Origin of the sequence: Hyphomonas sp. (genome assembly GCF_041398465.1) — a bacterium.
Lineage (GTDB): Bacteria > Pseudomonadota > Alphaproteobacteria > Caulobacterales > Hyphomonadaceae > Hyphomonas.
Genome location: NZ_JAWKUS010000001.1, coordinates 1,152,760 through 1,164,559, shown reverse-complemented (window position 1 = coordinate 1,164,559; position 11,800 = coordinate 1,152,760). Strand labels below are relative to the sequence as shown.

At 61.9% G+C, this 11,800-nt stretch carries 11 protein-coding genes; 5 read left to right on the top strand and 6 right to left on the bottom strand.

Going from position 1 to position 11,800, the window contains the following annotated elements:
- Positions 1–11: 11 nt before the first annotated feature.
- Positions 12–2,006 carry a methylmalonyl-CoA mutase family protein gene (locus R3C98_RS05835; protein WP_371313173.1) on the bottom strand — a complete coding sequence of 665 codons (1,995 nt, stop codon included), beginning with the start codon at positions 2,004–2,006 and terminating at the stop codon, positions 12–14.
- A gap of 231 nt (positions 2,007–2,237) precedes the next feature.
- On the opposite strand from R3C98_RS05835, the gene R3C98_RS05830 reads away from it, so the two are divergent.
- Together R3C98_RS05830 and R3C98_RS05825 are read left to right on the top strand one after the other, a co-directional pair.
- Positions 2,238–2,675, top strand: coding sequence for a hypothetical protein (locus R3C98_RS05830; RefSeq protein ID WP_371313172.1), 438 nt, complete (start codon positions 2,238–2,240; stop codon positions 2,673–2,675).
- A gap of 84 nt (positions 2,676–2,759) precedes the next feature.
- Positions 2,760–3,068 (top strand): SemiSWEET transporter, encoded by a 309-nt coding sequence (locus R3C98_RS05825; RefSeq protein ID WP_371313171.1) that lies wholly within the window; start codon positions 2,760–2,762, stop codon positions 3,066–3,068.
- Here the strand turns inward: R3C98_RS05825 and R3C98_RS05820 are convergent.
- Positions 3,014–3,898, bottom strand: coding sequence for an aminotransferase class IV (locus R3C98_RS05820; protein ID WP_371313170.1), 885 nt, complete (start codon positions 3,896–3,898; stop codon positions 3,014–3,016). The genes R3C98_RS05825 and R3C98_RS05820 overlap by 55 nt on opposite strands.
- 164 nt (positions 3,899–4,062) lie before the next feature.
- On the opposite strand from R3C98_RS05820, the gene ccrA reads away from it, so the two are divergent.
- Together ccrA and R3C98_RS05810 are read left to right on the top strand one after the other, a co-directional pair.
- A complete protein-coding gene (ccrA, locus tag R3C98_RS05815) occupies positions 4,063–5,322 on the top strand; it encodes a crotonyl-CoA carboxylase/reductase (protein WP_034761576.1) in 1,260 nt (419 codons plus the stop codon).
- A 2-nt stretch (positions 5,323–5,324) separates the two neighbouring features.
- Positions 5,325–5,687, top strand: coding sequence for a nuclear transport factor 2 family protein (locus R3C98_RS05810; protein WP_371313169.1), 363 nt, complete (start codon positions 5,325–5,327; stop codon positions 5,685–5,687).
- On the opposite strand, the gene R3C98_RS05805 is transcribed toward R3C98_RS05810, so the two are convergent.
- The 4 genes from R3C98_RS05805 to R3C98_RS05790 form a co-directional block, all read right to left on the bottom strand.
- Complete coding sequence (locus R3C98_RS05805) at positions 5,684–6,976, bottom strand: adenylosuccinate synthase (protein ID WP_371313168.1); 1,293 nt, start codon at positions 6,974–6,976, stop codon at positions 5,684–5,686. The genes R3C98_RS05810 and R3C98_RS05805 overlap by 4 nt on opposite strands.
- Positions 6,977–7,050: 74 nt before the next feature.
- Positions 7,051–7,629 (bottom strand): acyloxyacyl hydrolase, encoded by a 579-nt coding sequence (locus tag R3C98_RS05800; RefSeq protein ID WP_371313167.1) that lies wholly within the window; start codon positions 7,627–7,629, stop codon positions 7,051–7,053.
- 197 nt (positions 7,630–7,826) lie between these two features.
- Positions 7,827–9,422, bottom strand: coding sequence for a phosphoglycerate dehydrogenase (serA, locus tag R3C98_RS05795; protein ID WP_371313166.1), 1,596 nt, complete (start codon positions 9,420–9,422; stop codon positions 7,827–7,829).
- Between the two features lie 93 nt (positions 9,423–9,515).
- Positions 9,516–10,679: a phosphoserine transaminase gene (locus R3C98_RS05790; RefSeq protein WP_371313165.1), complete on the bottom strand. Its 1,164-nt coding sequence runs from the start codon at positions 10,677–10,679 to the stop codon at positions 9,516–9,518.
- 168 nt (positions 10,680–10,847) lie between these two features.
- Between R3C98_RS05790 and R3C98_RS05785 the strand changes: the two genes are divergently transcribed.
- Positions 10,848–11,684 (top strand): TauD/TfdA dioxygenase family protein, encoded by an 837-nt coding sequence (locus tag R3C98_RS05785; RefSeq protein ID WP_371313164.1) that lies wholly within the window; start codon positions 10,848–10,850, stop codon positions 11,682–11,684.
- The last annotated feature ends 116 nt before the right edge of the window (positions 11,685–11,800 follow it).

Below are 11,800 nucleotides of genomic sequence, written 5' to 3'. Positions count from 1 at the left end.
CATGACAGGGCTCAGTTCTCGACCAGCCAGGCCTTCTCCACGATGCCGACGACGTCGCCCATGATGCCGGTGATCTTGAAATCCTTCGGCGTGTAAATGCGGGCAACGCCCATCTGGCGCAGGGCCTGGGCATCTTCCGGCGGGATGATGCCGCCAACCACGACGGGTACATTATCGAGGCCGACCTTGCGCAGTTCCGCCAGCGTCTCGCGGACGAGATCCAGGTGGCTGCCAGACAGGATCGACAGGCCGACGACATGGGCATTGGCTTCCTTCGCCTGCGCGGCAATCTCGTTCGGGGCAAAACGGATGCCTTCATACACGACATCCATGCCGACCTCGCGTCCGCGCGCAGCGATCTGCTCGGCCCCGTTGGAGTGGCCGTCGAGGCCCGGCTTGCCGAGCACATAAGTCAAGCGGCGGCCGAGTGCCTCGGACACGCGGTCGACTTCCTTGCGGACGGCTTCAGTGTCTTCATTACTGTCGGAACTGATGACAACGGCCACGCCGGTGGGCCCACGATACTCACCGAACACGTCGCGCATCGCTTCACCCCACTCACCGGTGGTAACGCCAGCCTTCGCGCAGGTGATGGAGGGTTCCATGATATTGGTCCCTTCCTGGGCCGCCGCCTTGAGATCGGCAAGAGCGGCTTCGACTGCGGCATTGTCACGGTTCGCACGCCAGGCCGTCAGTTCACGGACCTGCATCATTTCTTCGGCCGGATCGACCGTCTGGATCGCACCGTCGCCTCCGCCCAGCGGGCTCTCTTCCGTTTCGGTGTAGCGGTTCACGCCAACCACGGTGAGGTCACCGGACTCAATTGCCTTCACACGCTCGATATGTGCACCGACGAGGCTTTCCTTCATGAAGTCGATGGAGTTGGTCGCCCCGCCGCGAGCATCGATTTCCGCGAGTGTGGCCCGGGCGAGCTCTTTCAGCTCATCCGTCTTGCCTTCGATCACATGGCTGCCATCGAACAGGTCTTCGTATTCGAGGAGATCCGTTTCGTAAGCGAGGATCTGCTGCAGGCGCAGCGACCATTGCTGGTCCCATGGACGCGGCAGGCCAAGCGCCTCGTTCCAGGCCGGTAGCTGCAGCGCGCGGCACCGGGCTTTCTTGGAAAGCGTCACGGCCAGCGCTTCGATCAGGATGCGATAGACATTGTTCTCCGGCTGCGGCTCGGTCAGGCCGAGCGAGTTCACCTGAACGCCGTAGCGGAACAGCAGGGCTTTCGGATCGGAGACACCGTAGCGTTCCCGGCCGATCTCCTCCCAGAGTTCCACAAAGGCACGCATCTTGCACAGTTCCGTAACGAAACGCACCCCCGCATTCACGAAGAACGAGATGCGCCCGAAAACAATTTCAAAGTCTTCTTCTGGAACTTTACCGCCAGCTTTGACTGTGTCGAGCACGGCAATCGCCGTCGCGAGGGCGTAGGCGAGTTCCTGTTCCGGCGTCGCGCCCGCTTCCTGCAAATGGTAGGAGCAGACATTCATCGGATTCCACTTCGGCACCTCGGTGTAGCACCAGGTCACCATGTCGGAGATCAGCTTCATCGACGGCTCGGGCGGGAACACATAGGTGCCGCGCGAGAGGTATTCCTTGACGATGTCGTTCTGGGTCGTGCCGCGCAGCTTCTTGCGGTCGTCGCCGCGCTCGTCCGCCAGGGCGACATAAAGCGCGAGCATCCAGGACGCCGGCGCATTGATCGTCATGGACGTATTCATCTGCTCCAGCGGCAGCTCGGCCATCAGCTCGCGCATGTCTCCAAGGTGCTTGACCGGTACGCCGACCTTGCCGACTTCGCCGCGCGCCAGGATGTGGTCAGCGTCATAAGCTGTCTGCGTGGGCAGGTCGAAGGCGATGGAGAGACCCGTCTGACCCTTGCCCAGATTCATCCGGTACAGCTCATTCGACTTCTTCGCGGTCGAATGGCCGGCATAGGTGCGGAAGATCCACGGCCGGTCGGGATTGTGCTGGAATGAAGTCTGAGTGTCAGCCATGGGGCATGCGCCTCCCAACGCAGGATTTTATGTTGCGGCGCAACATGCCCTCCCGGAACCGGGCTGACAAGACACCGGATGGAGCGTCTTGCGGCCGCAGGCGGGCAGGGCCACATATGCCATATGATACACGCTTCTCCCGGTGGTCCGACAGGGGACTTTTCACCCGGCTCCCTGCAACTGGCGCTTCGCTTGCGGCTGGCCTCGCTATTCGCGTTTCCAGCAGCGGCGATGCTTGCCGCCATCGCCCAGCGCAGCTTTCTGGTCTTGCTGTTGCTCGCAGGCGGAATGATGCTGGCGTCCTGGATCGAGCGCATCCGACTTCTACGCGCCGCGGGCGAAACACGCCTGCCGGATCCGGGGGCTTTCTGGCCGGGCTTTGCCGCGCGGACGGGGCTTCTGCTCGGCATATTCATCATCACACTCGGCATACTGGCGCTGTTCCGCGACACGTCGCTCGCTCGCGGCTTTGGCTGGCCGGACCTGCTGATCGCAGGCGGCACAACGCTGGCGGCCTATCTGATGAACCTGGCCAGCGCCCGTATGGCGATGGGACAGGTGAATATCGTGGCGACCCAGCTGAATGCCTCATTCGCGCCTGGGACACGCCCCGGTACCGGACCCGACGACATCATCGAGGGTGAATTTTCAGCCCCCGATGAGCGCTGACGCGGAACATATGGCGTAAACCACCGCTCCCCACTCCGTCCGATTTGGGATAAGAAGCGTCGTTCTCCCGGAGCTTCACGACCCATGACAGACCTGATTGGCACCATCGCTGCGGTCCTGACCACGCTCTCTTTCGTTCCGCAGGCGATCCTCGTGATCCGCACGAAGCGCACGGAAGGCATTTCCGTTACCATGTATGCCATGTTCACGGCCGGCGTGGCGGCATGGCTCGTTTACGGGATTTCGCTCGGCGCCATGCCGATCATTCTGGCAAACGCGGTCACGCTGGCGCTGGCCAGCATCATTCTTGTCATCAGGATCCGGTCGGGTCGTGGGCCTCAGCCGAGCGCCCACGGTGCGACCGCCGCAACATCGGCCCCCATCGCTTCATAATAGAGGCGCTGAATCCGCCGGGTCACGGGCCCCGGCTTGCCGTCACCGACAGGCTTTCCATCAAGCGCAACAACCGGGGCCACGATGGCGCCCGATGACGTCGTGAAGACTTCAGTCGCCGAGGCTGCCTCTTCCGGTGTGAAAGCCCGTTCTATGATTTCCAGCCCATCTGCCTTGAGCAGCGAGACGATCCCCGCCCGGGTAATGCCGGGCAGGATCGAATGGGACAGCTCGCGCGTGATCAGCTTGCCATCCGCATCAACGATCCAGGCATTGGCTGACGCCGCCTCGGTCACAAGGCCGTCTTCAACCATGAAGGCGGTTTCCGCCCCCGCCTCACGCGCCGCGCGATAAGCCAGTGCCTGGGACAGCAGCTGGACCGTCTTCATATCACGCCGCTTCCAGCGCGTATCGCCCAGCGTAATCGCCCTGATCCCGTCCCGGCCCAGATCCCCGATCAGTGGGCGGGCGTCACTGTAAAGAAATACAGTCGGCGTAAACGTCTCTGGCCCGGCGAAATCGCGCATGCCGTAGTCTCCAGCCGTCACCTCAAGATAGACCGTCCCCTCTTCCATTCCGTTCTTGTCGATCAGCTCGGAATGGATTTCCGCCCATTGCTCATCACTGTATGGATTGGGGATGGATATGCCCTCCAGAGTGCGGCGAAGACGCGAAAGATGCCCTTCAAGGTCAATGAACCGGCCATCATATACCGACGTCACTTCATAGGCGGCGTGCGCGAGCAGGAACCCCCGGTCGAACGGGGAAATCGTTGCATCCTCAACAGGACAGAATTTTCCGTTCAGATAGACGGTCCGGCCGATTGTCATTTTTGTCACGCTCCTGAGACTTGTCATTGTGCACCGCAACAAAACAACTTGCATCGGGGCATCCATGACGCCAAGGTGACGCGCGCCGAGGGCCTTGTGAAGCTGCACCAAGATCGCACCACCGGGTTTTTTGCAGAAAGTACAAAGGAGGAGGGCATTCCGCCATGAGCCGGGAAGTCAAAGACATTTATGAGTTGGGCGAGATTCCGCCCGAATTCCACGTTCCGAAAATGATGTACGCCTGGGCAATCCGGCGCGAGCGCCATGGCCGTCCGGCCACAGCCATGCAGCTGGAACAGGTGCCGGTGCCGGAAATCGATTCCGACGAAGTGCTGGTGCTCGTGATGGCCGCTGGCGTGAACTATAACGGCATCTGGGCCGCTCTGGGCGAGCCTGTGTCCGTGTTCGACGTCCACAAGCAGGACTATCACATTGCCGGATCCGACGCCGCGGGCATCGTCTGGGCCGTTGGCCGCAAGGTGAAGCGCGTGAAGCCGGGCGACGAAGTCGTCATTCACTGTAATCAGGACGACGGCGACGACGAGGAATGCAATGGCGGCGACCCGATGTTCTCCCCGTCCCAGCGTATCTGGGGCTATGAGACGCCGGACGGCTCCTTCGCGCAATTCTGCCGCGTTCAGGCCCGCCAGTGCATGCCGCGTCCGAAGCACCTGACCTGGGAAGAAAGCGCCTGCTACACGCTGACGCTCGCCACCGCTTACCGCATGCTGTTCGGCCACCGCCCGCACATCGTGAAGCCGGCTGACAACGTGCTCGTCTGGGGCGCCTCGGGCGGTCTTGGCAGTTTCGGGGTCCAGCTCTGCGCCGTCACTGGTGCGAACGCCATCGGTGTCGTCTCCAGCGACGACAAGAAGGAGCACGTACTCAGCCTCGGCGCCAAAGGCGTGCTGAACCGCAAGGACTTCAATTGCTGGGGCCAGCTGCCGACGGTGAACGGTCCGGAGTTCAAGGACTATATGCGCGAGAGCCGCAAGTTCGGCAAAGCGCTCTGGGAGATCACCGGCAACAAGGATGTCGACATCGTGTTCGAACATCCGGGCGAGTCGACCTTCCCGGTCTCCGTCTTCGTCGTGAAGCGCGGCGGCATGGTGGTCATTTGTGCCGGGACGACCGGCTTCAACCTGACCATGGATGCGCGCTTCCTCTGGATGCGCCAGAAGCGCGTGCAGGGCAGCCACTTCGCGAACCTCAAGCAGGCGTCCGCCGCCAATGATCTGGTGATCAACCGCCGCATTGACCCGGGCATGTCCGAAGTCTTCCCATGGGAAGACATTCCGGCGGCACACGAGAAGATGCTGGATAACAAGCACCTGCCGGGCAACATGGCCGTCCTCGTGACCTCTCCGAAGCCGGGCCTGCGGACGGTGGAAGACGTGCTTGCCGTGAACGGCCAGGCCAGCTGATCATGCTGAGCCGCGCTTTCGCGGAAGAGTTTGCCGATGACTGGCTGTCGGCATGGAACGACAGAGATATCGACCGGATCCTGTCGCACTATGCCGACGACGTCGTCTTCCACAGCCCGCGCATCGCGCTGGTGATGGGGAATGACGCAAACACTGTCCACGGAAAGAAAGCGCTGCAGACCTACTGGACCGAGGCCCTTTCAAGGGCCCGGTCCCTGTTCTTCGCGATCGACAATGTGCTCGTCGGATCAGACGCCGTAACCATTCTCTACACGAATCATCGCGAAGAGAAGGTCGCGGAGACCTTCATCTTCAATGATGATGGCGAAGTGAGCCTGTCGATCGCGGCCTACGGCCCCGCCTAACCCTCGAACGGATCACGCATGAGGATAACATCCTCGCGTTCCGGGCTGGTGGAGACGAGCGCGCAGGGCTTTCCGACGAGTTCTTCGAGGCGGCGGACATATTTCACCGCTTCGGCCGGAAGGTCCGCCCAGGAACGGGCCCCTGCGGTCGAGCCTTTCCAGCCCGGCATGGTTTCGTAGACCGGCTCCACCGCCGCCTGATCCGTCAGGCCAGCGGGGTAGTAGTCGATCTCCTGCCCGTTCAGTCTGTAGGCCGTGCAGACCTTGATCTCGTCGAACCCGTCCAGCACGTCCAGCTTGGTCAGCGCGAGGCCGTTGACGCCCGAGGTCGCACAGGCCTGACGCACCATGACACTGTCGAACCAGCCGCAGCGGCGGGCCCGCCCTGTGTTCACGCCGACTTCACGGCCAACCGTACCCAGACGTTCGCCAATCTCATTGTCCTGCTCGGTCGGGAAAGGCCCGGCACCGACGCGCGTGGTGTAGGCCTTGGCAAGGCCCAGCACGTAGGAGATCGCCCCCGGACCGACCCCTGATCCGGCCGAGGCATTGCCCGCCACAACGTTGGAAGAGGTAACGAACGGATAGGTGCCGTGATCGACGTCCAGCATCACGCCCTGCGCGCCTTCGAACAGAATGCGCTTGCCGGCTTTCACCTGCTCGTCCAGCAGCTTCCAGACCGGCTGGGCATAGGCCAGGATCTTCGGGGCGATTTCCAGCAGATCCGCTTTCAGCTTCGCACCGTCCGGCTCGGGCAGATCGAGCCCTGCGCGCAGCGGCCGGTGATGGGCCAGCAGACGCTCGATCTTCATGTCGAGCGCGGCCGGGTCTGCAAGGTCTGCCACGCGGATCGCACGGCGGCCGACACGGTCTTCATAGGCCGGGCCAATGCCGCGCTTGGTCGTGCCGATCTGGGCAGCGCCGAGTGCGCCTTCGCGGGCGGCATCGATGTCCTTGTGCCAGGGCAGGATGAGGGCCGCATTGTCCGCGAGCACCAGCGATTCAGGCGAGACTTCGACCCCCTGCCCCTGAATGCCCTCTATCTCGGTCAGCATATGCCAGGGGTCGACGACAACGCCGTTCCCGATGACGGAGAGCTTGCCGCCGCGCACCAGGCCAGACGGCAAAAGGGCCAGCTTGAACACCTTGCCGTCGATCACCAACGTGTGGCCGGCATTGTGCCCGCCCTGGAACCGGACAACCACATCCGCCCGGCTCGAAAGCCAGTCGACGATCTTGCCCTTGCCCTCGTCGCCCCATTGGGCGCCTACGACTACGACTCCAGCCATGTGCCGCTCCTGTTCAGTCCGCGGCGACAAGGGCAGGATTCAGAGCAGAAAAGCAAGGGGCCTTTGGCCGCGCTCTACTGGAAACTGTAGCTGAAACGCATACCGACATTGTCGAGACCCTGATTACGGCCGTTCCCCAGGATCTGGCCGTGGCTCAAATGTTCGTACATCACTTCCACGCCCCAGGTCTCATTGATGTCATGGTGCAGGCCGAACGTGGTGCGGAACAGGTCGCGCGAGCCGAGCAGCACGTGCTTTTCCGTGAATGCCAGGCTGCGCGGATCGCCGTCCGGATAAGGGCTCGCCAGTTCGCCGTCATGGATCACATATCCGAAGCTCGGCTCGAACTGCCAGGTTTTCGCGATCGGGAAAGACCAGTGCAGGCCGAAACCACCGAAACTCGTCTCGCCCTGAAGGTTTCCGCTGCCCATGATGTAGGGCTTCGGGCTCCAGATGATGCCCAGAAAGTCCGGTGAATTGAACAGTATGTCGCCGTTGATGCTCTGGCCCGGCTCCTTGTTGGCATTGTCGCAATCAAGGATGCAGACATTCTCCTGCATGACGCCAAGGCGGATCTCGCTGACAAGGTCAGCAGAGGCGGAACCAGCGAATGAGGCTGCAGCAGCAAGGCTGGCGAGAAAGTAACGGCGCATGGATTCTCCCTGTAACATTACAGGCGAGAAAGGGTGTCCGAACTCGCCCGTCAAGCGTGAACGTGACCCTTCACGGCAAATTGCAGGGTGGGGTAACCAAACCGGCACACTGCCCCTACCCGGAATGGAAAACGGGCGGTCCCGAAGGACCGCCCGTCATGGAAATCAAGAGAATCAGGCCTGCGGCCAGAGCCCGGTCAGAACGTCAGCACTTTGGCGTAGCGGACCTGCGGAAGGGCATTCAGTTTTTCGACAAGGCCGCCACTCGGGGTCGAATCGATGCCGATCAGAGCGATGGCCTCATCCCCGGCCGCCGTGCGGCCAAGGTGGAAGGTGGCAATGTTGATCTGCTCTTCGCCCAGCATCTGGCCGAGCGCACCGATGAAGCCCGGCTGGTCGAGGTTGTTCACGTAGAGCATGACCGGGGCGAAATCGCCTTCCAGCGCCATACCCTTCACTTCGACGATACGCGGCTTGCCAGCGATCAGCGTACCAGCGAGCGTGCGCCAGCCGCCTTCCGGGGCGTTCTGGGTCGCCTTGGTCTTCACCTTCACCCGGATCAGGCTGTCATAGACAGGGCTGTCCTCGGTCTTGGTCTCGGTCAGCTTCACACCGCTGTCGGCAAGGATCGCCGGGGCGGAGACCATGTTCACGTCTCCGCGCGAAGCACGCAGCAGGCCGGCAAGCAATGCCGCCGTCATCGGCTTGCGGTTAAGGTCTGCGACCTCGCCCTCATACTCGATGACGACCTCTTCATAGCCGAAGTCGGAGATCTGGCCGGCGAACGAGCCGAGCTTTTCTGCCAGCGTTGCGAAAGGCTTGATGCGCGGGGCTTCCTCGGCCGTGATCGATGGCATGTTGAGCGCATTGGTGACGGCGCCCGAGAGGAGATAGTCCGACATCTGCTCTGCCACCTGAAGGGCAACATTTTCCTGCGCTTCATTCGTCGATGCGCCAAGGTGCGGCGTGGCGATGAAATTCGGCTTGCCGAAAAGGATGTTTTCCTTGGCAGGCTCGACGGCGAACACGTCGAAAGCGGCGCCAGCGAGATGACCGCTGTCCAGCATGTCAGCCACGGCTTCCTCGTCCACCAGACCGCCGCGGGCGCAGTTGACGAGGATCAGGCCTTTCTTGGTCTTGCCGAGATTTTCACGGCTGAGAATGTTGCGGGTCTGGTCCGTGAGCGGAACGTGCAGCGTGATGACATCTGCGCGCTTCAGCAGTTCTTCCAGCTCCACTTTCTCCACGCCGAGCTCCACAGCGCGCTCTTCCGTCAGGAACGGGTCGTAGGCAACGACACGCATCTTGAGGCCGATCGCACGCTCAGCAACGCGGGATCCGATGTTCCCTGCCCCGATCAGGCCGAGCGTCTTGAACGAGACCTCGACACCCATATAGCCCGACTTCGGCCATTTACCTTGCTGCGTCTCGGCGTTGGCCGCCGGGATCTGGCGAGCCGCAGCGAACATCATGGCAATCGCATGCTCTGCCGTTGTGATGGCGTTTCCGAACGGTGTGTTCATGACTACGACGCCATTGGCGGTCGCAGCCTTGATGTCGATATTGTCGACGCCGATACCGGCGCGGCCAATCACTTTCAGGTTCGCTGCAGCGGCGATGACATCCGCGTTCGGCTTGCAGGCCGAGCGAACGACGAGGCCGTCATATTCCGGAATCTCCGCAATCAGTTCTTCCGTATTCAGACCGGTCTTGGTGACCGTTTCGATGCCGCGGGCGTGGAAGATTTCCACGGCGGCGGGGGAGAGTTTGTCTCCGATAAGGACTTTAGGCATTGTCTTTTCCTTTGCTCGCGGCTGTTGCGGGCTCTCGCCCGCGCCGCTGCGCCTTCGCCTTGCTGCTGAAGGCGCTCATGACAGGTTCAATTGCTAGAGCGTGGCCGCTTCTTCAGCGAAGGCCCAGTCGAGCCATGGCAGAAGCTTCGCAACATCGGACGGTTCCACCGTGGCACCGCACCAGATGCGCAGGCCGGGAGGGGCCTTGGCATAACCGGCGGCATCAAAGCAGGCGTTTTCCTTCTCAAGGCGCTTCATCATCGCTTTCACGAAGGCGCGTTGACCAGCCTCGTCGAGGCCTGCAACCCGCGGATCCGTGATCTTGAACGTGACGCCCGTATTGGAGCGCACATCCGCATCCGGACAAAGGAAGTCGACCCAATCGGTCTTGGCTGCCCAGTCAGTGAGAATGCCGAGGCTCTCATCGGAACGGGCCTTCAGGGCCTTCCAGCCGCCAAGGGCTTCGCACCAGTCGAGCGCTTGAAGATAGTCCTCCACACACAGCATGGAGGGCGTGTTGATCGTAGCGCCTTCGAACAGGTCCTCGTTCAGCTTGCCGCCCTTGGTCATGCGGAAGAGTTTCGGCAGTGCGCGGTCCGGCGTGTAGGTCTCGAGACGCTTCACGGCGTTCGGCGACAGGATCAGCATGCCGTGGGCCGCTTCCCCGCCGAGAATCTTCTGCCAGGAATAGGTCACCACATCGAGCTTTTCCCACTCGATATCCTGCGCGAAGGCCGCCGAAGTCGCATCGCAGATCACGACGCGGTCCGGGTTCGGCTTGATCCAGTCGGCATTCGGGACGCGTACACCGGAGGTCGTGCCGTTCCAGGTGAAGATGATGTCGGCATCGTCGCGCGCCTGAGAGAAATCAGGCAGCGCGCCATAGTCGGCACCGTAAGTCTTGCAGTCAGCCAGTTTCAGCTGCTTGGTCGCGTCGGTCACCCAGTCCTGGCCAAAGCTTTCCCAGGCAAAGACGTCGACGGGCTTTGCGCCCAGCATGGACCACATGCACATCTCAACCGCGCCGGTGTCGGACGCAGGCACGATGGCCACGCGGTAGCCTTCCGGCAGGCCGAGGATGGCCTTGGTGCGGTCGATGGCCTCCTTCAGCTTCTTTTTCGCATCGCCGGAACGGTGCGAACGGCCGAGGACAGCGGTGTTCAGTTTTTCAAGGGAAAATCCTGGGCGCTTGGCAGTCGGGCCCGAGGAAAAATGCGGGCATGCTGGCAGCACGCCGGGTTTGGCGACGGTCGTCATCTGTTTGTACTCCTATCCTTACAGATAGGCTGGCATCCGTTGGGGGATGCTGGCCCGCCGCGTCTGTCTCATATTTCGGGGGCCTGCGCAAATGGCTTTTCTGTGACGGGATATGTGCGTGACGTGATGCCGCGACCTGCTAAGCTGGGCAAAAATTGGAGGAACCCCATGAGCATGACGATCCAGCCGCTGACCGGCACCCTTGGTGCTGAGATCCATGGTGTGGACCTGAAACAGGACCTGTCGAACGCCGAGTTCGACGCGGTTCACCAGGCTTTCCTCGACCACAAGGTGATCGTGTTGCGCGGCCAGCAAGGCATGACGCCGGACCAGCACAAGGCCTTCGCCCGCCGTTTCGGCACGCTGAACATCCACCCTTATGTGAAAGGCATGGAAGGACATCCGGAACTGCTGGAGATCATCAAGGAGCCGGAAGAGAAGACCAATTTCGGCGGCGGCTGGCATTCCGACATGAGCTTCCTGGAGGAGCCGGCGCTCGGCTCCATCCTGCACGCCCTCGAAGTGCCGCCCTATGGCGGGGACACGCTGTTCGCAGACCAGCAGGCCGCCTATGACCGCCTCTCCCCCGGCCTCAAGAAAACGCTGGAAGGCATGACCGCCATCCATACCGCCAGCAAGGAATATGGCGCGGATGGCTACTCCGCCGCCGTGCGCCAGTCCATGGATGCCAGGTCCGCGCCCGACGCCCCGGAATACGAACACCCGGTGATCCGCACCCATCCGGAAACCGGCCGCAAGGGCCTGTTCATTAACCCGGCTTTCACGCTGCGCTTTGCCGGCTGGAGCCGGAAGGAAAGCCGCCCATTGCTGAACTATCTGTTCGACCTCTCCCGCGAGGAACGCAACACCTGCCGCGTGCGCTGGCAGGAAGGCGACGTGACCATGTGGGACAATCGCTGCGTCTGGCATTATGCCCTCAATGACTATCACGGACACCGCCGCCACATGCGCCGCGCCACCATCAATGGCGACCGTCCGCGCTAGGCGCGCAAACCCCTGCACCCAAAGCCCTCACCGGTTGCAATCAATCGCAACACCTTGGAAAAAGTCTGTTTTCGGAGTATGTTCCGCCCCAAGACGGGTGGGACCAGAGACACCTG

Bases quoted from the DNA above. Each gene is read 5' to 3' on its own strand.
- R3C98_RS05790 (WP_371313165.1), bottom strand. From the start codon at position 10,679: ATGACGACCGTCGCCAAACCCGGCGTGCTGCCAGCATGCCCGCATTTT.
- R3C98_RS05805 (WP_371313168.1), bottom strand. From the start codon at position 6,976: ATGGCTGGAGTCGTAGTCGTAGGCGCCCAATGGGGCGACGAGGGCAAG.
- R3C98_RS05835 (WP_371313173.1), bottom strand. From the start codon at position 2,006: ATGGCTGACACTCAGACTTCATTCCAGCACAATCCCGACCGGCCGTGG.
- R3C98_RS05820 (WP_371313170.1), bottom strand. From the start codon at position 3,898: ATGACAATCGGCCGGACCGTCTATCTGAACGGAAAATTCTGTCCTGTT.
- R3C98_RS05825 (WP_371313171.1), top strand. From the start codon at position 2,760: ATGACAGACCTGATTGGCACCATCGCTGCGGTCCTGACCACGCTCTCT.
- R3C98_RS05785 (WP_371313164.1), top strand. From the start codon at position 10,848: ATGAGCATGACGATCCAGCCGCTGACCGGCACCCTTGGTGCTGAGATC.
- R3C98_RS05830 (WP_371313172.1), top strand. From the start codon at position 2,238: ATGCTTGCCGCCATCGCCCAGCGCAGCTTTCTGGTCTTGCTGTTGCTC.
- R3C98_RS05810 (WP_371313169.1), top strand. From the start codon at position 5,325: ATGCTGAGCCGCGCTTTCGCGGAAGAGTTTGCCGATGACTGGCTGTCG.
- R3C98_RS05800 (WP_371313167.1), bottom strand. From the start codon at position 7,629: ATGCGCCGTTACTTTCTCGCCAGCCTTGCTGCTGCAGCCTCATTCGCT.
- ccrA (WP_034761576.1), top strand. From the start codon at position 4,063: ATGAGCCGGGAAGTCAAAGACATTTATGAGTTGGGCGAGATTCCGCCC.
- serA (WP_371313166.1), bottom strand. From the start codon at position 9,422: ATGCCTAAAGTCCTTATCGGAGACAAACTCTCCCCCGCCGCCGTGGAA.